At 48.7% G+C, this 21,027-nt stretch carries 24 protein-coding genes; 8 read left to right on the top strand and 16 right to left on the bottom strand.

Annotated features, from left to right (window positions below; all coding sequences use genetic code 11):
- The first annotated feature begins 6 nt into the window (after window positions 1-6).
- The gene (locus HUX64_RS07955) at window positions 7-465 is read left to right on the top strand and encodes a hypothetical protein (RefSeq protein ID WP_174625703.1); all 459 of its coding nucleotides are present in this window, start codon (window positions 7-9) and stop codon (window positions 463-465) included.
- 281 nt (window positions 466-746) lie between these two features.
- On the opposite strand, the gene HUX64_RS07950 is transcribed toward HUX64_RS07955, so the two are convergent.
- The 16 genes from HUX64_RS07950 to ssb all read right to left on the bottom strand — a co-directional run bounded on the left by HUX64_RS07950 (window position 747) and on the right by ssb (window position 13,027).
- Window positions 747-1,130: a hypothetical protein gene (locus HUX64_RS07950; RefSeq protein WP_174625702.1), complete on the bottom strand. Its 384-nt coding sequence runs from the start codon at window positions 1,128-1,130 to the stop codon at window positions 747-749.
- 8 nt (window positions 1,131-1,138) lie between these two features.
- Window positions 1,139-1,765 (bottom strand): recombinase family protein, encoded by a 627-nt coding sequence (locus HUX64_RS07945; protein WP_174625701.1) that lies wholly within the window; start codon window positions 1,763-1,765, stop codon window positions 1,139-1,141.
- Window positions 1,766-2,083 (bottom strand): hypothetical protein, encoded by a 318-nt coding sequence (locus tag HUX64_RS07940; protein ID WP_174625700.1) that lies wholly within the window; start codon window positions 2,081-2,083, stop codon window positions 1,766-1,768.
- A 151-nt stretch (window positions 2,084-2,234) separates the two neighbouring features.
- On the bottom strand, window positions 2,235-2,723 hold the full coding sequence (locus tag HUX64_RS07935) for a hypothetical protein (protein ID WP_174625699.1): 489 nt from the start codon (window positions 2,721-2,723) through the stop codon (window positions 2,235-2,237).
- Between the two features lie 84 nt (window positions 2,724-2,807).
- The gene (locus HUX64_RS07930; RefSeq protein ID WP_174625698.1) at window positions 2,808-2,993 is read right to left on the bottom strand and encodes a hypothetical protein; all 186 of its coding nucleotides are present in this window, start codon (window positions 2,991-2,993) and stop codon (window positions 2,808-2,810) included.
- Window positions 2,994-3,154: 161 nt separating this feature from the next.
- Entirely contained in the window at window positions 3,155-3,508 is a 354-nt protein-coding gene (locus HUX64_RS07925; RefSeq protein WP_174625697.1) for a helix-turn-helix domain-containing protein, read from the bottom strand.
- A 120-nt stretch (window positions 3,509-3,628) separates the two neighbouring features.
- Window positions 3,629-4,081 carry a JAB domain-containing protein gene (locus tag HUX64_RS07920; RefSeq protein ID WP_174625696.1) on the bottom strand — a complete coding sequence of 151 codons (453 nt, stop codon included), beginning with the start codon at window positions 4,079-4,081 and terminating at the stop codon, window positions 3,629-3,631.
- A gap of 1,164 nt (window positions 4,082-5,245) precedes the next feature.
- Window positions 5,246-6,832: a class I SAM-dependent methyltransferase gene (locus tag HUX64_RS07915; RefSeq protein WP_174625695.1), complete on the bottom strand. Its 1,587-nt coding sequence runs from the start codon at window positions 6,830-6,832 to the stop codon at window positions 5,246-5,248.
- Window positions 6,833-6,981: 149 nt separating this feature from the next.
- On the bottom strand, window positions 6,982-7,968 hold the full coding sequence (locus tag HUX64_RS07910) for a DNA-binding protein (protein ID WP_174625694.1): 987 nt from the start codon (window positions 7,966-7,968) through the stop codon (window positions 6,982-6,984).
- A 534-nt stretch (window positions 7,969-8,502) separates the two neighbouring features.
- On the bottom strand, window positions 8,503-9,621 hold the full coding sequence (locus tag HUX64_RS07905; RefSeq protein ID WP_174625693.1) for a replication protein RepA: 1,119 nt from the start codon (window positions 9,619-9,621) through the stop codon (window positions 8,503-8,505).
- The gene (locus HUX64_RS07900; protein ID WP_174625692.1) at window positions 9,605-9,901 is read right to left on the bottom strand and encodes a hypothetical protein; all 297 of its coding nucleotides are present in this window, start codon (window positions 9,899-9,901) and stop codon (window positions 9,605-9,607) included. Before HUX64_RS07900 ends, HUX64_RS07905 begins: the two co-directional genes overlap by 17 nt.
- Before the next feature lie 62 nt (window positions 9,902-9,963).
- Window positions 9,964-10,320 carry a TrfB-related DNA-binding protein gene (locus HUX64_RS07895; protein ID WP_217426465.1) on the bottom strand — a complete coding sequence of 119 codons (357 nt, stop codon included), beginning with the start codon at window positions 10,318-10,320 and terminating at the stop codon, window positions 9,964-9,966.
- 71 nt (window positions 10,321-10,391) lie between these two features.
- Complete coding sequence (locus tag HUX64_RS07890) at window positions 10,392-11,507, bottom strand: ParB/RepB/Spo0J family partition protein (protein WP_174625690.1); 1,116 nt, start codon at window positions 11,505-11,507, stop codon at window positions 10,392-10,394.
- Window positions 11,508-11,546: 39 nt separating this feature from the next.
- Window positions 11,547-12,308 carry a ParA family protein gene (locus tag HUX64_RS07885; protein ID WP_174625689.1) on the bottom strand — a complete coding sequence of 254 codons (762 nt, stop codon included), beginning with the start codon at window positions 12,306-12,308 and terminating at the stop codon, window positions 11,547-11,549.
- A 36-nt stretch (window positions 12,309-12,344) separates the two neighbouring features.
- Window positions 12,345-12,569: a hypothetical protein gene (locus HUX64_RS07880; protein WP_174625688.1), complete on the bottom strand. Its 225-nt coding sequence runs from the start codon at window positions 12,567-12,569 to the stop codon at window positions 12,345-12,347.
- 56 nt (window positions 12,570-12,625) lie between these two features.
- Window positions 12,626-13,027: a single-stranded DNA-binding protein gene (ssb, locus tag HUX64_RS07875; protein WP_174625687.1), complete on the bottom strand. Its 402-nt coding sequence runs from the start codon at window positions 13,025-13,027 to the stop codon at window positions 12,626-12,628.
- A gap of 1,080 nt (window positions 13,028-14,107) precedes the next feature.
- Between ssb and HUX64_RS07870 the strand changes: the two genes are divergently transcribed.
- The 7 genes from HUX64_RS07870 (at window position 14,108) to virB5 (ending at window position 20,987) form a co-directional block, all read left to right on the top strand.
- On the top strand, window positions 14,108-14,821 hold the full coding sequence (locus HUX64_RS07870) for a lytic transglycosylase domain-containing protein (protein WP_217426464.1): 714 nt from the start codon (window positions 14,108-14,110) through the stop codon (window positions 14,819-14,821).
- Window positions 14,821-16,800, top strand: coding sequence for a type I DNA topoisomerase (gene topA, locus HUX64_RS07865; RefSeq protein WP_174625686.1), 1,980 nt, complete (start codon window positions 14,821-14,823; stop codon window positions 16,798-16,800). Before HUX64_RS07870 ends, topA begins: the two co-directional genes overlap by 1 nt.
- Window positions 16,801-16,910: 110 nt before the next feature.
- The gene (locus HUX64_RS07860; protein ID WP_174625685.1) at window positions 16,911-17,180 is read left to right on the top strand and encodes a hypothetical protein; all 270 of its coding nucleotides are present in this window, start codon (window positions 16,911-16,913) and stop codon (window positions 17,178-17,180) included.
- Window positions 17,177-17,485, top strand: coding sequence for a TrbC/VirB2 family type IV secretion system protein (locus HUX64_RS07855; RefSeq protein ID WP_174625684.1), 309 nt, complete (start codon window positions 17,177-17,179; stop codon window positions 17,483-17,485). The genes HUX64_RS07860 and HUX64_RS07855 overlap by 4 nt, the downstream gene beginning before the upstream one ends.
- 6 nt (window positions 17,486-17,491) lie before the next feature.
- A complete protein-coding gene (locus HUX64_RS07850) occupies window positions 17,492-17,812 on the top strand; it encodes a VirB3 family type IV secretion system protein (RefSeq protein ID WP_174625683.1) in 321 nt (106 codons plus the stop codon).
- A 35-nt stretch (window positions 17,813-17,847) separates the two neighbouring features.
- Complete coding sequence (locus tag HUX64_RS07845) at window positions 17,848-20,295, top strand: VirB4 family type IV secretion/conjugal transfer ATPase (protein ID WP_174625682.1); 2,448 nt, start codon at window positions 17,848-17,850, stop codon at window positions 20,293-20,295.
- Window positions 20,292-20,987, top strand: coding sequence for a P-type DNA transfer protein VirB5 (virB5, locus tag HUX64_RS07840; RefSeq protein ID WP_174625681.1), 696 nt, complete (start codon window positions 20,292-20,294; stop codon window positions 20,985-20,987). The genes HUX64_RS07845 and virB5 overlap by 4 nt, the downstream gene beginning before the upstream one ends.
- Window positions 20,988-21,027 lie beyond the last annotated feature (40 nt).

Genomic DNA, 21,027 nt, shown 5'->3' with positions numbered 1-21,027 from the left:
ATCGCAATGAACAAAGGCCCGCGAACAGCACGAGAAGCGTTAATTGCGGAGGCACTAGGCGACCTGGATCAGCTCCTTGCGCGTGTCGAGGCATTACCCGCCCTGGTGTCCGGGGCGGAAACCAGCTTAACAGAAAGCATTAAAACGCTTGAAGACGCCGGGGATAGATACCGGATGGCAGTAACGGCATTCACCGAACAAGCAAAGACGGAATTAACTGAATACCTCGAACGCAAAACCGTCGAAGTGTATAGCAAAACAACCGAAGATCAACGCGCGGCCATGCAAGAAGCCGCGCGAATGGCCTTCCGGTCCGAAGCATCGGATAAAGCGGCGGACTTGGGTAAATCACTAAGGGCGGCGGCAAAGGAATTCCGACGATCCACGTGGATAAGGCTTTTCGAGCATGCGTTTACAGCAATAATCGCATCATGCGCCACGGTATGGCTAATAAATGGTTTGTGACAGGCCGCCCGTGGAACGGCGGCGGCAAATGCGGAATAAATAGAGTATGTTCCCCACGCCCGTGGGGATGAACCGGTAGCGGCACGGTCGGCCAGAATGGTCCGCTTATGTTCCCCACGCCCGTGGGGGTGAATCAACCAGCAGCGGCACCGAGCGAATACCGTCACCAATAAGGAGGACGATTTGCCCACAACGATTCGCTTTTTCGGGGGCAGAATGGAAAGCCCCCCCGCGAATCGATGTGGACAAATCTTGTTTTTTTGATTTTGGGGTTCGCCAGCCTAAAGCGACCTAAACATGTCTTGTGGCGATATTGCCATCAAAACAAAGTCATATAGCCATGCAATAGCGAAGGCCAGAAAACTCATAATGCCAAAACTCCAAACCATGTGAGGTTTATCGGGAAACGCATACCATGCAAATAACCAAACCAGCAACAGCGGCACGGATACCAGATTACACAAAAAGATCACCGGCAACCGTAGCCAGTACATCACTAGAAAGACCGGCAACCTTACAATCAGCCAGAGCCATGCCAGAACCGCTTTAACAGTCGAACCCCTGGGAATGATTGCTTGTTTTATTTTGGAAGTATCGAGCGGGGCAACAGGCGCCGCCTTTTTCCCCTGCGGGAACTTCACAACATTATTACGATTGTCGGTCATAACGCCTCCTAATTTGCGCCCGGATCAGGCCCGGCCTTAAGTTTCTTTCGCTCAATGAATCGAGCCAATGTATTGTAAGACACGCCTAAAGCCAGCGCTATCTTGCGCTTAGGCAAGCCAATTGCAAGATAGCCACGAATAACGTTCTCTTGATCGTCCAATTTCAATCGCCCTTGGCTGCCCACGGGGCGGCCAAGACGCTTACCGGCGTTTCTTGCCCTCTGCAACCCCTCCGTTGTTCTCGCTCGAATAAACGAAAGCTCAATCATGGATGCCATTGAGAATACAGACGCCAATAACTGGCTTTGCATCGATCCATCCATGATGGTGTTGGTTTTGGTAATATGTACAATAACCCCTTTTTTACTGGCCGCCTCCAGAAATGTGAAGACCTGGCCGGGAGTGGCCGCTAATCGCGTAAATTCCGGCGTCAGAATAACATCCCCCTGCTCCGCCCTATCTAACAATCCGCCTAGTTCACGAGATTGCCAGTCAGTCGCCCGGCTAACTGTCTCGGCAATCAACTCCATAGGGGCAAACCCATGCTTATTCGCATATTCCAATAAACCAAGTTTCTGACTCGCAACATCTTGCCCGTCAGTCGAAACCCGTAAATAGCCAAAGTATTTAGGCACTTAATGTCTCTTTTTGGCCTGTGTATCAACAAACGGTGCAAAGGCGTTAAAAACCGCCTTCCGCTGATCCTCGGTTATATCGTTATTCAAGCAATACTCCATCAGCGACAAACAAAGCGCTTTGTCGTCGTCGGATAACTGCGAAAGCTGTACTAGAGTGATTTTTGACGAATCAACCACGGTGGCGGCGAAATTCGCAACAACGTGACTTTCCCGACCAATAGCCCCACTGCTAACACGCTGAAAGGCCCGCTCAAAAATACCCGGCAAGCTAAGTTGGCCTGATGCAACCCTATAAACTGCTAATGATTCACTCATAATTATCCCCTTTTCCGAATAAACCACATTTCGATAATAAACGGATGTGTTTTGCATCAAAATAATGGCTAAGAAAGTATATCAAATTGTTTCAACTTAAATCGTCGTTTTAACGAATGCAATAATTTTCGCGCCCGCGAAAATTATTGCTTTAATGAATGCGATACAGTTGCTTCACTTCGGACAACGAACAAGGCGCAAAGGCCAAATCAAGTGTGCAACCGTGCGCAAGTAACGCTTTAATCGAAATTTCCATAAAATGCGCCCGCCCGTGGCCGCCACCAATTAGCACCACATAACCAAAGACCTTATTATCATCACCGCCGCGCTCAGTGATATACCAATGCCAGTTTCTCAATGTATAGTGTAGATATACCGTGGCTCGATCATTCAACCCGGCTTGTTCTGGTGATATAGCCATTGTTTCGATCACGGTGGCAGTCGAAATAATTTGCGTCATAACACGTTCTTTGTTCTCGCCGCGTAGTGCGTTAGCAATCGCCGCCCCTTGCGCCTTGGAAACAAACGGCGCAATAAAACACGCATCCTGCGCCGCCTTCACCTCTAGCGGTGCCGGGTGAAACTCGGTAGGTTTTTTATGTGCGCCATAGTTCTGGCTGGACTGAAATAATTTAAACATCGGATACCTCCGGCAAAATGGCCCTGGCGGGATTGCCCGGCCTTTGTTGAAATGTTGCGAAAGTCCCTTTTCGCAGAATCTTGATTAGTAGGCGTCCGCTTCTGCGCCGCAGTTGTCGCAACCATACTCATACGGATCGGCCTCGCCCTGGCCGCAAGTATTGCATCTCCAGGTTGAATCTTCATTACCAATAGCAACACGGCTAAATTGCCCGGTTTTGGAGTCTTCTAGCCATTCATAATCGAATAAATCTGGTGCTTGAGTTGTCATCGGATACCTCCGGCAAAGTGGCCTTGGCGGAATTGCCCGGCCTTCGATGGTTTCAAGGCTTCCCGAAACCATGAATTTATTATCCTGATTTTTGCCTATCTCGTCAAGCTTTTTCGCTTGTCAAAATAAAATAAATCACCCTCGCCTTATGCTTCTAATACTCATCCGGTTTTAAGCCTGGTAAGCGCGTCTAGTCCATCATCAACAGACACAACACCCGCATAAATAAGGAGTAATCGCCACGCCGAATAAGGAATAGGTCGCGCAATATCGGCCTCTTTGTCAGCTCGCCATTTCCGTATCGTGGACGATCCTTTTTTGCCGAACGAAACACCCACCAGCGCCGCAGATTCACTTTGAGACCACCCTTTAAGTTTTATCAATTGATCAACTTCTTGCGGCGTCGGCGGCACATACGCCGGATGACTAAACGGCAATGCGCACGGCCTATTTCTAAAGGCCTCCAAGGAGGCCGGTAATGAACCGCCCAAATCATAAATAGCTACACTTTCCATAATAAACCCTCACAATCATCACTAATTAAAATCCGCTCTCTCAGGCTTTTTGACAAGATAGATGCGCATATCTAAACATAATATAAAAAGGGGGCTTTATAGCCCCCTCTCCCACCTTATCTACAAAAGCCCGCTTTCTGCAAAACTAAATGCACCAAGATGAGAAACGATAATATGATCGAGAACGCGAACGTCGAATAAATTAAGCGCTTCCTTCAATTTATCCGTAATGCGTTTATCGGCCTCAGACGCGCTTAAAATACCACTTGGATGATTGTGACAAAAAATTACCGCCGCCGCATTGCATTTTAAAACCTGTTTTGCTACCTCACGAGGATAAACACTAGCGCCGTCTATGGTTCCGCGAAACATAGTTTCAAACTCAATCAATCGATGTTGATTATCCAGGAGCAAAACCCCAAAAACTTCGTGTTCCAAGTGCCCAAGATGAAGCTGGCAAAATTTCTTTACGCTATCAGGGGATGTTGCCAGTAAATCCCCTTTTTGGAAAAGTCCGGCCAAAACTTCAATGGCGGAATCAATTAAAAATTTTTGCTGATCATTCAAAGACATTTAAAACCCCTTTCAAAACTGGTCTTGGCGGAATTGCCCGGCCTTCGGATGGTTTCGAGGCTTCCCGAAACCATGAGCCTATTATCCTGATTTCGGCCTATCGTGTCAAGCTTTTTCGCTTGTCAAAATAAAATAATTCACTGCCTTGAATGAGCTTTTTTTCAGCGCCTTTGGCACGGTTCCTGCAATCGGGATTAAGGGTTCAGGGATGCGGGGAAATTAAAATAGCGCGGCGGTAGCCGCACCTTTTGTTAGCCGTGGCAATACCCCGGCGCTCGGGGTTGCATCGGTCTTAATGGGACGAGGGCTTGCGGTGCGTAAAGGCAGGCAGGATGACCGGCGCGGTCAAGGGGTCGTGGAATAAATAGGGAGCGAAGCGACCGGTTTATGCCGCGAAAGCCCCTTGACCGGGCAAGCCGGGCATTCTGGCAATCTGTCGCACACTACGCAAGCCTTCCCATTAAGACGCTACACCATGCACCTGGGCACGGATAAACCCCAACATCTAAACTCAGCGCGGCGGTAGCCGCTCCTTATTGCATGGTGACAAATCAAGCGCATCGATCGCCAGGCCTTGTCACCATGCGCCGGTTAATCTGCAATATATTTGTAGACCGCAAAGAAGGCGGCGGACAACCAAAGCCAACCGGCACTTAACAATAACCAAAAATAAAGTCTCTCTATATTCCAAAGCGAAGAGCCTGGACACTCTTTGCAATCGCGCAAAAGCAATTCAGGGTAGTCAACATCATAATAGGCGTAATATAACCACCCGGAAAACGCCAGGGCAAAAAATAACGTTATGATTGACCTGGTTCGCGGTTCATCTGTCCATTTTGCAAATAAAAAAGGGCTCAATATCGCGACTGATAAAACAATAATGCCTAATATGATTACATTCATTTTAAAAGCTCCGTAAATGCTATGTGTCTAAGATGGTGACAAATTCGCGCGGCCAGGCGCAGGGATCTGTCATCACTCGGCGGCTTGGTGACAGCAACCGCCCGGCGCTGGTCCCGATCCGGGCGCAGCCTGTCACCAGTGCCACACTGGTGACACGGCCAGCTCGTCGGCGTCCGGATTTTGTCACCAATAAAACGCCTAAATAATATTCTGTGCCGAACTCTCCCGGCAGCCGCACCACTATGCAGGTGTCGCTACTACTCAGACATGCGCAATGGAGTCGAGCAGCCTTCCGCCGATTTCGGTGTGTGCCTTCTCCAGTTGCTCATCGGAATGATTACCCCAACGAAGCGCGGGCAATAGCATTGCATTCGTGATTGTTTCAGCCTTTTCGTAATGGTTCCAAAACGCTTTGGTTGCTGCATTCTCATCGTTTGGCAACCATTGTCGATGACGGCCAACCATCCTATTCAAACGATCAATAATTTTCTTGTCTCGTGGATAGAAATGGACAGTTCCCGCTTGCCGATACCACCGAACATCAAAATAATCGGTTGTCATTCGGTCACTACGCCTTAAACCATCTGGCATGCTTTGAAATAAGTCGTGCAGCCCATAATTACATTGCGCTTTGCCGTCCAACATGGCAAAGGTTTTATCAAAATCCTGCAACCGTTTAAGATCGTCCCAGCTCGGGCCTATGCCATAACTGTTACGCACCGGAATAATGAACCGCGTCATTTTGACGCGATAGGCCAGCTCTCTATGCTTTTCGTTCGATTTCCACCCTTTGTAATAAGCGCGATTATCCGGGCGATACTTAGTTATTTCATCAAAACAATCAAGCAACATTTGCATATTCATATCGCCCTGGCTATTAACCAAACCAATAAGAAATCCTCTAATGTTTGATTCTGTAAACGATAACTTAGAAATCTGCTCAAACTCTGTAACCAGCCGCTGGTATGCCTTATGAGACAAATATTTATTGAATTCAGTGGAATGAAGAACATTAGTCCATGCGCGTTGTTTAAGATCATCATACCCTTTATTAAATCGTTCTTGGATAGCAACGATTTCGCCATCTTGCGTAGTTTTGTGTAGTTCGTTTAATGGACGGCCCAATAAACGCCCGTAATAATCCGCCTCTTCTCTCGCTATCTCGGCGGCCTTTAGCGCACGGACACCAGCATTAAATACCGCCACGGCATTACTGATCGTGTTTTGTCGAAGTGCAAGACCGTTCTTTTCTGTGTAATCAAGTTCAGCCACTCGTTCCACTTCAAGGCCGTGAACGAAACTTTGTTTTACATCGACCTTTTTTTGCAACCATATCAAGGCAACCTCAACAGGGGTTTTGCGCTTGGTATCGGGATCAAGGAAGGCCTCGGTAAGAAATTCAACCGATCCGTGCTCTTCAATCCATTTGCAAATAAGTTTACGCTTGGTTGTGTGCGGGTTACGAATAGTTTCAGCATTTAGGATTGCCACCAGTTCACCATCAACCAGCAAATCAAACGCTTTGATAAGATGAGAATCCCCATTTTGGAACGGTGGATTTAAAATAATATGGCTGTACATTCCAGCCCCGGTAAATGTCAAAAAATCGCTGTCGATGACATTTACCCCTTTACTACGCAATACCGCCTGATTCTCTAGGTCGATCTCAATACAATCGATCTTGTTAGTGTTAAATGATGAATAACGGTGATTGCAAGTATCGAGTAATGGCGCAAGTAGATCGCCTCGCCCGGCGCTTGGCTCCAATATGCGTAAATATTTATGAGACTTAAATTTGGCAAGCGCTTTGGACGCTAACGATAAAGGAGTAGGATAAAATTGAAACATCGGATACCTCCGGCAAAGTGGCCCTGGCGGAATTGCCCGGCCTTTTAACGGTTTCAGGCGGAACGCCTTGAAACCATGCGCTTATTATCCCGATATTGCCCTATCTTGTCAAGCGTTTTGGCCTGTCAAAATAGGGCGGACACTGCTTTTTATTTGGTCTTTTCCTTAGTAGCAAAGCTTTTGATTAGCTCGTTTTGACCAGCGACTTGTGAGCGTAGCGCATCAAGTTCGCCGGTCGTTCTGCTTAGTTGAGCTGAGAGTTCGCGGGATTCTTTTCTAACTGCAATTAACTCAGCTTCTAAATCCTGTTTCCCTTTCTCAAGCCTACCAATCACCTCGGCGCTTCGTGTCTTGGTGTCTTTGAGTTGGTCCGCAAACCGCATAGCATCGGCCTTGGCCGCCGCCGCTTCTTCGATCTTCCCCCGTTCGCGAATGTTGGCCTCATCGAGTTTTTGACCCGCATCCGCAAGTTGCTCGCGTAGTCGCTCAGTTTCGGACTGGGCGGCATGTAAGGCCGAAACTTGTTCGGCCAGTTGCCGGGTAAAGTCAGCGGTAAGTCTGGTTATTTCTGCTGCGTGTTGGCTGCGTGTAGTGTCAATCTCAGCATGGACGCGACTAAGCTCCGCTTGCTGTGCCTCGATCTGTTGCCGCATCTGATCTGCGGTAGCGGATAAAGCGGCTTCCCGTGCCGCCGATTCCTTGGCTGTCTCTTGTGAAGCCGCGAGAGCTGCGGCAAGATCGGCTTCCGCTTTCTCAAGTTTTGCATTATCGGCTTCGCCTTCGCTTTCTAGCTGCTCAATTGCGGATACCGCTTCATCTAAACGTCTTTTGGTGCTCTTGATTTCAGCGTCGGCCTTCTCCCGGATGGCGGCGATTTCTTTGCCTGCTTCACTGGCGGCGGCTTGCCAACATTGAGAAAAGGCAGCTTTGACACTATCCGGCATTTCAAGAATAAAGGGCGAAGGTGCGGCTCGCCTGGTTTCTTGCCAAGCATCAATATGTTTATAAATAGTCGTCAGACTACCGCCACCTAATGCGTCACGTAACGCAGTAGGTGTGACCTCTATGCCATTTGCCGCCAACATATCAGCCGCTTGAAAAACTTGCTCTTGAGTATGTAATGCCTTGCGCCCCATAGCCTTAATTCCCCACAAATGATAAGATAAAATAACGTATTACTTTTTACGTTATCTTATCTTATTAAATAACCTAGTACCTGTCAAGTAATTATCATTGTCATAATATGCTTTTAGCCTTTTGCGCCTTTCGCTGAGTTATCAACAGAAAACAGCCCTTTAATTACAGGTATTATTTGATATATTTGAAAGATATTTGGGGCCGTCTGTATGCCGCGCCAGACAAGGCCTTGAGCCGTATTGCCGTGAGAACTTCACCACGGAAGCGTGAGAACTTCACCACGGAAGCGTGAGAACTTCACCACGGAAGCGTGAGAACTTCACCCTTTATAACTTCGGAAAGCAACAGGGTTATCAACAGAAATACCCAATGGAAATAGCAGAAAGCAGCGATTGATCGCGCTTGCGTGAGAACTTCACCACACAAAATATTAGGCGGCGACTGAAACCAGGAAGGCCGGTTATTAGAGGTGCGAAGCACTAGCAATTCACAATCAATGCGTGAGAACTTCACCACACCCACTTAAACAGGCTTTAGTCCTTCTTGGGAACTGGCGTTAAAGAAGGTAACAAAATTAGCCCATTTTCAGTAGGATCAACGCGAACGCCTTGATAAACCTGTTTAACAGAATGCAGCGATTTCAAAAAGTCCCGCTTAAAGAAGCGCAACTCTTTATGATTTGCGCCAAATTGAGTATGTAATTGTTGCCAGGTCGGCATCGCACGGCCTTTAATACTGTGCATTCTGTACGCTAACCATTGGTAGATGTCTAGCTCCAATGGGGATTGCTTAAGGGCGGCAACCGCGCGGAAGTCAAGCGGGATACTGTGAGTTGTAATTTCATTAAAGAACTTTTCAGTCAGTATAATCTCGGATTCAAAAACACTGGCCTGCCTCGGATTAGATACATCAAAGAAGAACTCGAAATCTTCGGAAAACTGTAGAAATTCTGTCCGAATTCTGCGCTCGTCAAATGAACCCGTAACAAATGCCGCCCGCGAAGATAAAAGCTTGGATGCTTGCTCAATAAAACGGCGGCCACTTCCGCGCGTGCCCATGCTTGTGTCGATATGTACCTTCCGGCAAAATTCGCGGAATGTTCCGCCTGTTTCGATACGCCGACTTTGTGTTCTAACCGCCTCAGTTGTGAGCCATATTACAAAAACACGCGGATAAGCCCCATAAGGAACGCCATCCGGTCCGCCCTGTATCCATAGGGTGTAATTCCCGTTTTGACGCACCCACGCCCCATTTTGAAGATGTTCCGGCTTGGGGTTCCGATATGGCAGCGCAGCCGCAACTAAACACTTAGCGCCAAAAGCCATATCACCTGTATCATAGGATTGGATCGGATTTTCAGTAATATCAACAGCGGCATCGATAATAACCCTTTTCTTCTTCTGGCCCGTTCGCTTAGCATGGCCTTCAGGTTTCCCGTTAACATCATCGGCTTTTTCGTTCACATCTAACGACGCGCCGCCCATTGGTTTAGCCGTTTTGCTTGCAATAATAACCGCATCTTCTCGCGATAAACCCTTTTCAACAAGATCAGAAATATAACTATCATTGGTGATAGTGGGGTCGGGATGCTTAACAGCGCGTTTCATTCCAGCTCCGTTCATGTAAAAATATTGATTAACTAAAATGTGCATAAAACAATTCATCGTCTGATGATGGCAAAACCACATCATGTAAGAAACGCTTTAAATCATTTGCCCTATCAGTGTCTGGATAATCAGCTAACAGAAAAAGGGCATAAGCTAATGCGTTATGACAGACAATTTTTGTGATCTCTATTCCGTTGTTGCTTCCAGATATTCCATTATTAAATTGCTCGCAACCAAACGCTTTATACAAAGCGCCGCCACCATAACCGAAAAAAAAAGCCGTTTCCTTTGTTGATATTCTTTCAATACTAAAATCATGTGCCATGTTGTTACTCCTGTGGAATAGCAATATTGATAAACGCAACCCGAACCGCAAGGTTCTCGGTTTTACGCCTCTTTTTTTGTTCTTTTCCTTGTCGTCTTCTTGGTGGAGGCCTCACCGCTTCCGTACCTATCAAGCTCTTTTCGGAATTTAGCAATGAGTTCACGCGGGGCAATCAATGTGACCTGCTCCCAACCCTCCGGGATCGCAATATTAGCCGTGGTGTTGGCGGCGGCCTGGTAACGTTGCAAAGTCCGCCACACCACATTTACCGCATCACCAACCGCTTGCCGCGACCACTCGTAACGTTGCGCAACAACTTGATAGGTGTCGTCGTCTACCAGTACAGCGCGAGCGGCGGATACCCTATCGTCAGAGATATTCAACAAGGGGCGTATCGACTCAAATTCAACGGGGGTCATTCGCCTTTTAATGGCCATATAAATATTTAACTCCAGAAACAAAAAAAGGCAGGGTATCCCCTGCCTATGTATTATTGTTTAACGCTGCCAAAGATATTCAACAGGCTGAATTTGGCCTCATGGTCAACGCCGTACATAAAAGCGGCCAGGGCAAATGCGCCTAAACCATCACTGGCAAAATGATCATCCCGCAAACACTTCAAAGCATCACGGGCGACATCCTTGCTGTTCGCGCCCATATCATAAAAAGCCCGCAACCACGTTTCAACCATATCCCGGTCGTCCGTACTCATGGCGTCCAGCACCGATTTAGGTTTACCGTTTTGCAAAAAAATCGCACTGTACGCAAGATCGAGCACTAGCGCCACAGATGTATTATTCAGCAATCCGCTTGCATCGTCATGATCCGTTTTCGCGTCCGCGAAAACAGCGGTTTGTTTATATTCCCCTGTTTTCTCACTGCTCGGTTTATCTGTTTTTTCGGGTTTCGGCTTTTTCGGTGGTTTAACTTCATCCTTAACCGCCGCCACCTTCTCCCGCGTATTCGTTTTGCCGCGCGTTTCTTTCAACTCGTCAACCAACGCATGCGCCCTTTCTGGATCGTGCTTTTCGATTGTCTTAACCGTGTTGATCACCTCAATATCTGCGCTAATGTCTTCCGTGACAAGCCGCTTAGCTTGTTCGGGTAGGTTTAGCAGTGCCAGCATTTTGCTTAACCATGTACGGCTTTTTTTATGCTTTTCAAGTACCATTTCCACGCTTCCAAGCCTGTCTAAGTCGCGCTGAATCTTCTTTGCTTCCTCTATTTGCGTTAAATTCTTGCGGTGGATGTTTTCGGCTAACTGCACGTCTTCCGCTTCCTCGTCGTTCAGCTCCATCACTCGCGCCCGAAGTTGCGTCAATCCTTCAATGCGGGCGGCGCGGCAGCGGCGTTCACCCGCAACCAGTAAATAAGGCTTATCGCGGCCAACGCGGTTAGGCCGGATGACAATTGCTTGCAATTGTCGATCCCGAAGGCTTTTGCCAAGATCGGCTAACCCGTTTTCTTCATCCTCGAACTCTTCACGTACCTGGGCCTCAATCTCTACATCGTCCAGATTAACCAACAGCTCGTATTCGTTCGGATTGCCACTATCACCAAACAGGGCATCAATACCAGCACCCATAAATGCGTTATTTGTGTTCATGATTACGTTGTCTCGTCTTGGGTTAATAGGCTGTCAGCATCAAGCCAACCGCTTCAAAATGTCCTCGCATACCGCCCGCCATTCATGAGCGGCCTTTAAATGCCCTTCGCCGCTAGTGCGAAACCATACCGGGCGGCGCTGCGCAATCGCCTTACGCACGGCTGCGCGTTCTGGTAGCGTATTCGGCAAAATAACAGGCCCGTACTTCTCGCGCATCGATGCCAAAGCGTTACGCGCCTCAGTGCTGCGGCTATTGGTCTTCATGGCGAGTATGCCAACATGTTTCAGCCGCGGATTAAAGCCCTGGGTACGGATAACATGAAGCGTTTGCATCAAGTCCGCCACTCCGGCTAGTTCGTACAAACCGATAGAAACAGGCGTAATAACATAATCGGAAGCAGCCAACGACGCCATGAGCCGCACACCCAAGAGCGGCGGCGTGTCAATAAAGCACACATCGAAATGATCAGCAAAGCGGCGCAAGGATCGTGCCGGGCGACGAATCACCTCATTCTCGGCTTTGTCGATTGACAATAGCGCGTTATCTGCGCGGATAATTGATAAACGTTCGTTGATAGCTTGCGGCTGTTCGTCGGTCGCCTCAGCGCCATACAATTTAGATGCGGCCAGGCCTGGGGCTTGGCCTTCGGTGGCCGGAAAAGTCAACGACAAGCTTCCTTGTTTATCCATGTCCACAAGCAGCACCCGTAAGCCTGCCTCCATAGCGGCGTAAGCAAGATGCACAGTAAGGGTGCTTTTGCCGACACCACCTTTTTGATTTGCAATCGATAAAATTTTCATGATGTATAGTTCCTAAGTTTGTTACGCGGACGGGTACTAAGCCCTTTCAACTCGATCAAGCACCCAACTGGACAAGCTAGGACGATCCGGGAAACTGGTTCTCGCCAATGTTTGCACGGCTTTTCTGAAAATTTCATCATCCGTTGCGTTATCGGGGGCATGTACCTCAACATAACCATCATAAGCAGCCCACATGCCCGAAGCGCTACGGATATAACAAAGGTATTGAACAAAAACAGCTTCATCGATTTGGTTGTACATAGCTTTTCACTCCAGAATCAAGACAGCGCCCCGGCAAGGCCGGGGCAAAACGACTATCAATAATCATCCTCAAAGTCGTCGGACAATGGCGGCTCATCAACAACAGGCGCACTCACCGCGTTAGGAGCTTTGCCCAACATTTGCAGGTCGTGTACCACGATTTCAGTGGTGTAACGATCCACATTGTTGCTATCCTTCCATTTGCGATTACGCAATTTTCCTTCAACATAAACCTGTGAGCCGGATTTCAAATACTCACCGACCGTTTTAGCCAGACCATTAAAGAAAACCACGCGATGCCAACCAGTACGCTCTTTTTTTTCGCCGCTTTGTCTGTCTTTCCATGTCTCGGTAGTCGCCAGGTTAATCGTGACCGTAGGGGTGCCGTTCGGCATATAACGGATAACAGGATCAGCGCCAAAGTGACCAATGAGACTTACTTTGTTTAATACAGCCATCGTGAACTCCTTAAAAGTGAAAATGGTCTTGGCGGAATTGCCCGACCTTCGGATGGTTTCGAGGCTTCCCGAAACCATGAGCCTATTATCCTGATTTCGGCCTATCGTGTCAAGCTTTTTCGCTTGTCAAAATAAATTAAATCATCATTATTTCAACAACTTGTGCTATTTATTGGCATGAAAAGTGCATCGGGAGCAAGGGTTCAGGGTGAAGCGGGAAATCAAAATAGCGCGGCGGTAGCCGCACCTTATTTGTGATGAGGAACAGCCCCCGCCCGACCTGGTGCTTCGGTCGCAATGGGACAAGGGCTTGCGGTGCGTATCGATTGACAGGGGGACCGGCGCGGTCAAGGGGTCGTGGAATAAATAGGGAGCGAAGCGACCGGTTTATGCCGCGAAAGCCCCTTGACCGGGCAAGCCGGGCCTTCTGTCAAGCTGATCGCACATTACGCAAGCTCTTATTCCATTGTGACGGCTTCTGGTACAACGCCAGGGATACATCACCTGCTTTTATCAAAAATCAGCGCGGCGGTAGCCGCTCCTTATTGCATGGTGACAGATTCGCGCGGCCAGGCACGGGGATCTGTCATCACTCGGCGGCGGCTTGGTGACAGCGACCGCCCGGCGCTGGTCCCGATCCGGGCGCAGCCTGTCGCCAGTGTAGCACTGGTGACACGGCCAGCTCGCCGGCGTCCGGATTTTGTCACCAACGCGCAGCGGCGGTGATGAGCAGGGCGATAGCCTTGCGTTTGTCGGGGATAAGCCTCAGCGGCTAAGGGGTGTCATGCCTGACGCGCAGCAAAAGGCGTGACGCCCCTTATTGAGCGCGGCAAGGCGGTCTGGAAGGTGGCGGCAATAGCCGCCAGTCCGCAGGACCGAGCGAATAGCGAGCCTGGAAGGGCGTCCGGTTTTCGCGGTAGCGAAAATGCCCCAAAAACTCAAATAAAGAGACATGCTTTCACGCGAAATACTTAACTTTATTGTTAGTGTCACTTGCCGCAAAATTACTATAATTGATAGACAAAAAATGCTATATTGAACGCTCAAAATACAAACTTTGCGTAGTGGAGAATGCTAATTATGCCAAAAAAACAGCTCGCTCTAATGCTTTTTATATTTGCAAATTCCGCTTATGCGGCTGAAACAAGCGATTTTCTAAGCTTAACTCAAGAATGCGCCCCAACTGTTGCGCCTCAAACAATGGCAGCGATTGTGCAAACTGAATCAAGCTTCAATCCGTGGGCAATCAATATCAATGCCAAAACTAAACTAGCTCGGCAACCCGTGAGCAAAGCCGAAGCGATAAGCACAGCAAGAAATTTACTTGAACAAGGTTACAACATCGATCTTGGTCTTGGGCAAATCAACTCAAAAAATCTAACAGCAACCGGCTTAACGGTAGAAAGCGCATTTGATCCTTGTCTTAACTTAAGCGCCTCAGCGTCTATTTTGCAATCAAACTATGAAGCCGCTTTTCAGCGCGAAAAAAGCGAACAAACCGCATTACATGCGGCGTTATCAGCCTACAACACAGGATCATTCACCAAAGGCGTTAAAAACGGATACGTTGGCAAAGTGCTTAAAAACGCGGGCATAGCAGCGCAAAAACCAGTTGTACCAGCCCTAGATACATCAGAAGCGCAAGCCCAAGCCCCAATTGCAGAGCACACAGCTTATAAAGTGAAAGCGAGCCAAGACACACCTGTAAGGTTATCCGTCGAAAATACGGAACAAGTGAAGCAAGGAACTGTTTTTGTTTACGGCAATACAGCCAACAACGCAATGGTGTACTAATGAAACTCATGATTATTGAATCACCAGGCAAGATCAAAAAACTATCAGCCATTTTAGGATCGGACTGGATAATCGGGGCCAGTGTCGGGCATGTCCGCGATTTACCAAAAAAGCAAATGGGTGTCGAAGCCCCGGATTTTAAACCTACCTATGAGCTTACCGAGCGCGGCGAAGACGTTATTAAAAAACTTAAAGGCTTGGTCAAACAAGCCGACGCCGTATATCTTGCAACCGACCCAGACCGAGAAGGGGAAAGCATAAGTTGGCATCTTCAACAATGCTTAAGACTACAAAACCCATATCGCGTAACCTTCAATGAAATAACGCCCAACGCCGTTAAAACGGCGTTAGCGTCACCGAGGGCAATCGACGTGAAACGAGTAGCCGCGCAAGAAGCGCGGCGTGTCTTGGATCGATTGGTCGGCTACATGGTTAGCCCGGAATTGAGCCGACAAGCAGGGGAAAGACTTTCAGCAGGGCGGGTGCAAAGCCCGGCGGTGCGTCTTGTAGTGGAGCGCGAACGCGCGATAAGAGCATTCAAAGTAACGCACCACTATGGAGCCTTACTTGTTTTCGCGGACGCGAAAACAGGCAACCAATGGACGGCGGAATGGCTCACAAAACCCCGTTTTGTGAGCGACGATAACCCTTATTTTATGGATCGTGCCTTCGCGGAAGCTGTAGCCAGTGTTAGAGAGGTTATAGTCAAATCGTTTGATGAGCGCGAGGCGAGGCGAAGCCCACCGCCGCCGTTCACTACCTCGACCATGCAACAAGCGGCCAGCGTTGCACTGGGGCTAAATCCAAAAGCGGCAATGGACGCAGCGCAAAAGCTTTATGAGCAAGGCCATATCACCTACCACCGAACCGACAATCCCAATGTATCGGATGAATCACTAGGCGACATTTACGCGGAAGCCGTCAAACTGGGGCTGGATATGGCCGAAGAGCCAAGGCGCTTCAAGGCACCGGAAGGGGCGCAAGTGGGCCATCCAGCGATTACACCAACACACTGGGAAGTCGAAGAGGCCGGAGAAACCAACGAGCAAAGGGCGCTTTACAGGTTAATCCGCATTCGGGCGATTGCTTGCCAGCTTGCAGATGCCCGCTACGCGGTGCGTACTGTGCGGCTCGACGCGGCGCAGCCGGTCGAAGGCGAACATATTGAATTCGAGGCGAAAGGCCGAACCCTGATCTATCAGGGTTGGCTAAAACTGGTGGCGGGCGACCAAACCGAGGAAACCGAGGAACAGGGCGAGCCAACCAATCCGATCCCGGAATGCAGACCGCATGAAGCGCTAAGCGCCGAACATGGCAAACTGCTCGAAAAGAAAACGAAGCCGCCCAGTCGGTACACCCAAGCGACCTTGGTTAAGAAGCTGGAAAGTGAGGGGATAGGCCGCCCGGCCACGTATGCGGCAATTATGGATAACATTGTCAGCCGCGCATACGTCAAGACAGATAAGAAATTCTTGATCCCCACTGAAACCGGGGAGCGTGTCGTAGACGCGCTTACCGGAAAATTCGCATTTATTGATTTAGGCTTTACGCGCGAACTGGAAGAAGACTTGGATCGTATTGCAGCCGGCGATACCGGGTTTAAGACGGTGATAACTAAAGTCCATGAGCAATTAACACGCGAATTAACCACATTGGAAATGACCAATGCGGCAAAATATCCGTGTCCCGAGTGCGGCAAGGCAATGAGGCGCATAAAGGGCAAGAGCGGATACTTTTGGGGATGTACAGGACACCCGGACTGCTCGACAACACAACCGGATGATGACGGCAAACCAGGGCAAAGAAAGTCGCTGGAAGCGTCGGAATACGCTTGCCAGCAATGCGGAAAGCCGTTAGTGCATCGGAAAAAAACAGGTAAAAACGGTTATGACTTTTGGGGATGCACAGGCTATAAAGACGGCTGCAAAACAGCCTATAACAATAAGAACGGACAACCATGTTTTGACATAACAAAATAGCAACTAACGACATAACAAAATAATACATATCGCATTGCCAAAATGATAAAAAACGTGTACTATGAAACCGTTTTCTTTTGGTTGCGAATTACGATCTCGACGGAGAGGAAATGAGCAACACTATTACCGAAGCCGAATTAACCGACTTCTTCATAAATAAGGTGGTAAAGAGGCTGACTATCGTGCAGACAAAAGAAAGCACGTACAAAATCGTGGTCAACTTAACCTGGAAGGAGGGCGATTACACCTTAGTAACCACACGAAAAACCCCGCGCGAATGGGTAAGTCTGGATCGACTGATCAAGCACATGCGCGAGAAATACAAGAGTCATAAATTAATCCGCATCACTTTAATCCTTTTGAACGAGACGAAAAAATGAACATGAGCACAATCAGCAACAAAAAAATGAACTCCGTAATGGCAATAATGGGGATTTTTGCCCTGGCCTTGATCCCGGACATTGCAATGGCCGCCCCTTGGGACTCAACCGCGACCAAGGTACTGGAAATTTTCACGGGCGGCATGACCCGTACTATTGCCATTATCGCGGTAATCGCCTGCGGTATCGCAGCGATGGCGGGTAAGCTTTCGTGGGACTGGGCTATCAAGATCATCGTCGGTATCGTGTTGATTTTCGGTGCCGCCGCAATTGTCGATTACGTCATTTCTGCTGCATCAGCATAGACGATCATGGATAACGGACATCATGATGTTTATACCGATCCGTTATTTGTCGGCCTGACTCGCCCCGCCATGTTGTGGGGCATCCCGTACACGGCGTTCGTGATCGAATTCATGGCGATAACGCTGATATTCCTGGCGGTCGGCAATCCACTATATCTGTTGCTAGTGGTGCCGATTCATGGAGTATTGTACTTGATCAGTGCCAATAATCCCGGTGTATTCAACTCGATATACTTGTGGGTGCAAACAACGGGACGTTGCAGAAATATCCGGTTTTGGGGGGCGGCGAGTTTCTCGCCGTTACCCACCAAAAAATGGTCAGAATGATTTTCGCGTCCGCGAAAAAATGAAGGAGTAGCACAATGGGAGCCGCATATAAATATGCCGAAGCCGTAAAGACCGAAGAAACAACCGCCGCATTTATCCCCTATACCGCCCATATCACCAAAAGCGCAGTGAAGCTGGATAGCGGCGATTACATTCAGGTTATAAAAATGCAAGGCGCTGCACATGAAAGCGCAGACGTGCGGGATATTAACGCCTGGCACGATCAATTGAATGGTTTCATGAGAAACATCGCATCCGCCAATGTCGCAATATGGTCACATGTTGTTCGCCGTGAATATGGCGAATACCCGGAAGGGGATTTCAATGTCGGGTTCTGCCGGGACTTTAATGAAAAGTATCGGCGACAAATGGCAAATGAAAAGATGTTGGTCAATGAGCTGTACTTGACGATTGTGTACCGCCCTCAGCCTATCAAAGTAGCAAAACTACTAAACGTCTTTGATAAAAATACCCCAAAGGAATTGAGTCAGCGGCAAACGGACGAGCTGGAAGCATTAAACGATGTGACCGGCGCCGCACTCGCGGCGTTGGATCGTTACGAGCCAGAGCTATTAGGCTGTTATGAACATAACGGCCACATGTTCTCTGAGGTGTTGGAGTTCTTAGCGTTTCTGGTAGATGGGGAGTGGCGGCGATTTCCATTGCCACGCGCGGATATAAAAAAGATTTTAGCGACAACCCGCCCAATGTTCGGCAAAGGTGGGTTAATGGCGCTGAAAGCGCCGACCCATACTCAATATGCGGGCGTGGTAGCGATTCAAGAATATCCATCGATTACCTGCCCTGGCATCATGAATGATTTGCTGAGCATGCCATTCGAGTTTGTTCTGTCACAATCATTTACCTTCTTATCCAAAGCAGTTGCGATAGGCCGTATGCAGAGGCAACAGGCCCGTATGGTGAATGCGGGGGATGTAGCAACCAGTCAGATCGATGATATTGATGATGCACTGGACGACCTCACATCAAACCGTTTCGTAATGGGCGCTCACAGCTTGTGCCTAGTGATACGAGCGAACGATCAAAAGTCGCTAAACGAGCATATCAATGAGGCTGGAGCGGCGCTATCCGATAGCGGCATGAAATGGGCGCGAGAGGATGTAGGCATGGCAGCGGCGTATTGGTCGCAACTGCCGGGCAACTTCGCTTACCGGATCAATGTCGGCGACATTACGAGCCGTAATTTCGCGGGCTTTTGCAGTCTGCACAACTACCCCATTGGTCGCATACGCGGCAATCAATGGGGGGATGCGGTAACGATGTTTAAAACAACATCGGGCGCACCGTTTTACTTTAATTTTCACAAAGGCGAAGAGGGGGCGGACGCCAAGAAGGCGGCTAAGCTTGACCCAAACCACAAAGACTTGGCAAACACGGTAGTGATTGGTAAATCAGGCACAGGTAAGACCGTACTGGAAACCATGTTGTTAGCGCAAGCGCAAAAGTTTCATCAGCCGGAACATGGCAAGGTGTTGTCGAGCGTATTATTCGATAAAGACCTGGGGGCGGCGGTCGCCGTGCGAGCAATGGGCGGACGGTATTACCCATTGAAAAACGGCGTTCCATCAGGTTTTAATCCGTTCCAAATGGAGCCAACCCCTAATCACCTCACCTTTCTTGAAAGCTTGGTGAAGCAGTTAGTCAAACATGAGTCACTACCCATTACACCGCGACAAGAGCATGAAATCAGCGCTGCGATAAAAGGCGTGATGGCGGCGGCCAAGCCGAACAGGCGGCTTAGCTCGGTATTGGAGTTCCTTGATCCCACCGATGAAAACGGCTTGCATGTGCGCTTATCAAGATGGTGCCGGGGCGGGCCGCTAGGCTGGTTGTTTGATAATGCCGAAGATACGCTACGACTGGACAACTGTACGATGGTGGGCTTCGACGTGACCGAATTCTTGGATAACGACGAAACGCGCACTCCAACGATCATGTACCTGTTCCACCGGATTGAAAGCTTGATCGATGGCCGCCGCATACCGATCTTTATGGATGAGTTCTGGAAGCTTTTGGACGATCCAGCCTTTGAAGACCTGGCAAAAAACAAGCTGGTCACGATCCGTAAGCAAGACGGCTTCTTGGTCATGTTTACCCAATCACCTCAGCAAGTGCTGAAATCACCAATTGCGTTCGCCATTATCTCGCAAACTGCCACCAAGATATTTTTACCCAACCCGGAAGCGGATTATGACGACTATGTAAACGGATTCAAGCTGACAAAGCGAGAATATGAAATAGTCCGCGGCCTGGGCGAAAAATCGCGCCGATTTTTGATCAAGCAAGGTCAGAACTCGGTTGTTGCAGAATTGAACCTGAGAGGGTTCGATGATGAGTTAGCCGTACTTTCAGGCAACACGGCTACTTCATTATTGGCCGAAAGACTTGTCCAAGAAATGGGCGAAGACCCGGCTATCTGGTTGCCTGAATTCCATCGTATTAGAAAAGGATTGCAGTCATGAAATTAGTAAAAAAACCGGTTTATGCCGCTTTAATAGCTATGTCAATAAGCGGGGGCCATAACGCTTTCGCTGTTGATATTGTTAGTGATCCAGGGCATACCGCATCTACCGCTGCCGGTTGGGCGGCACAAGCCGCCAGTTGGGGCAGTCAATTAGCCCAAATGGCGAATCAACTGAGTCAGTTACAACAAACATATAACAGCCTGAATGGTGCACGAGGCATGGGAAACTTGGTGAACAATCCAGCGTTACGCCAATATTTACCGGAAAATTACCAAAGTATTTTAAATGGTGGATATGGTAACTCGGCGGATATTCGCCAAGCAGCAAAGTTGTTCGGGATCGAAGACACAACGCTAGACGTAAATGGCTCAACAGCTTTGTCGTTTGAATCAAACGCCAACCAAGCCGCTATAAATCGGGCAATGGCGGAGGACGCTTACACAAGAGCAAGCCAACGGTTCGCCGATATTCAAGTGCTGTTGGATAAAGTCAACGATACAAACGACGCTAAAGATGTGGAGGATTTACAAGCAAGGATTCAGGCAGAGCAAGTAATGTTGCAGAATGAAAGCATCAAGCTTGCGATGGTTCAGCAACTGGCGGAAGCACAAAAAGGCTTGGCTAATCAGCAGTCGGTTGAAATTGGCATGGCATCATCAAAGGCACCGGGCGGAATCCCCCGTTTCTGATCATCTAAAAAGGTGCGCCGTTTACGGCGCACCAAGGTAA

It is taken from the genome of Candidatus Methylobacter favarea (assembly GCF_902806695.1).
Lineage (GTDB): Bacteria > Pseudomonadota > Gammaproteobacteria > Methylococcales > Methylomonadaceae > Methylobacter_B > Methylobacter_B favarea.
This window is presented reverse-complemented; position numbering and strand designations above follow the sequence as displayed.

Excerpts from the sequence above, each read along its gene's own strand:
- HUX64_RS07920 (WP_174625696.1), bottom strand. The coding sequence starts at position 4,081 with ATGTCTTTGAATGATCAGCAAAAATTTTTAATTGATTCCGCCATTGAA.
- HUX64_RS07940 (WP_174625700.1), bottom strand. The coding sequence starts at position 2,083 with ATGAGTGAATCATTAGCAGTTTATAGGGTTGCATCAGGCCAACTTAGC.
- HUX64_RS07845 (WP_174625682.1), top strand. The coding sequence starts at position 17,848 with ATGGGAGCCGCATATAAATATGCCGAAGCCGTAAAGACCGAAGAAACA.
- HUX64_RS07850 (WP_174625683.1), top strand. The coding sequence starts at position 17,492 with ATGGATAACGGACATCATGATGTTTATACCGATCCGTTATTTGTCGGC.
- HUX64_RS07915 (WP_174625695.1), bottom strand. The coding sequence starts at position 6,832 with ATGTTTCAATTTTATCCTACTCCTTTATCGTTAGCGTCCAAAGCGCTT.
- HUX64_RS07890 (WP_174625690.1), bottom strand. The coding sequence starts at position 11,507 with ATGAACACAAATAACGCATTTATGGGTGCTGGTATTGATGCCCTGTTT.
- HUX64_RS07950 (WP_174625702.1), bottom strand. The coding sequence starts at position 1,130 with ATGACCGACAATCGTAATAATGTTGTGAAGTTCCCGCAGGGGAAAAAG.
- HUX64_RS07955 (WP_174625703.1), top strand. The coding sequence starts at position 7 with ATGAACAAAGGCCCGCGAACAGCACGAGAAGCGTTAATTGCGGAGGCA.
- HUX64_RS07900 (WP_174625692.1), bottom strand. The coding sequence starts at position 9,901 with ATGGCACATGATTTTAGTATTGAAAGAATATCAACAAAGGAAACGGCT.
- HUX64_RS07885 (WP_174625689.1), bottom strand. The coding sequence starts at position 12,308 with ATGAAAATTTTATCGATTGCAAATCAAAAAGGTGGTGTCGGCAAAAGC.
- HUX64_RS07860 (WP_174625685.1), top strand. The coding sequence starts at position 16,911 with ATGAGCAACACTATTACCGAAGCCGAATTAACCGACTTCTTCATAAAT.
- HUX64_RS07905 (WP_174625693.1), bottom strand. The coding sequence starts at position 9,621 with ATGCACATTTTAGTTAATCAATATTTTTACATGAACGGAGCTGGAATG.
- ssb (WP_174625687.1), bottom strand. The coding sequence starts at position 13,027 with ATGGCTGTATTAAACAAAGTAAGTCTCATTGGTCACTTTGGCGCTGAT.
- HUX64_RS07855 (WP_174625684.1), top strand. The coding sequence starts at position 17,177 with ATGAACATGAGCACAATCAGCAACAAAAAAATGAACTCCGTAATGGCA.
- HUX64_RS07880 (WP_174625688.1), bottom strand. The coding sequence starts at position 12,569 with ATGTACAACCAAATCGATGAAGCTGTTTTTGTTCAATACCTTTGTTAT.
- HUX64_RS07935 (WP_174625699.1), bottom strand. The coding sequence starts at position 2,723 with ATGTTTAAATTATTTCAGTCCAGCCAGAACTATGGCGCACATAAAAAA.
- topA (WP_174625686.1), top strand. The coding sequence starts at position 14,821 with ATGAAACTCATGATTATTGAATCACCAGGCAAGATCAAAAAACTATCA.
- HUX64_RS07930 (WP_174625698.1), bottom strand. The coding sequence starts at position 2,993 with ATGACAACTCAAGCACCAGATTTATTCGATTATGAATGGCTAGAAGAC.
- HUX64_RS07895 (WP_217426465.1), bottom strand. The coding sequence starts at position 10,320 with ATGACCCCCGTTGAATTTGAGTCGATACGCCCCTTGTTGAATATCTCT.
- virB5 (WP_174625681.1), top strand. The coding sequence starts at position 20,292 with ATGAAATTAGTAAAAAAACCGGTTTATGCCGCTTTAATAGCTATGTCA.
- HUX64_RS07870 (WP_217426464.1), top strand. The coding sequence starts at position 14,108 with ATGCCAAAAAAACAGCTCGCTCTAATGCTTTTTATATTTGCAAATTCC.
- HUX64_RS07910 (WP_174625694.1), bottom strand. The coding sequence starts at position 7,968 with ATGGGGCGCAAGGCATTACATACTCAAGAGCAAGTTTTTCAAGCGGCT.
- HUX64_RS07925 (WP_174625697.1), bottom strand. The coding sequence starts at position 3,508 with ATGGAAAGTGTAGCTATTTATGATTTGGGCGGTTCATTACCGGCCTCC.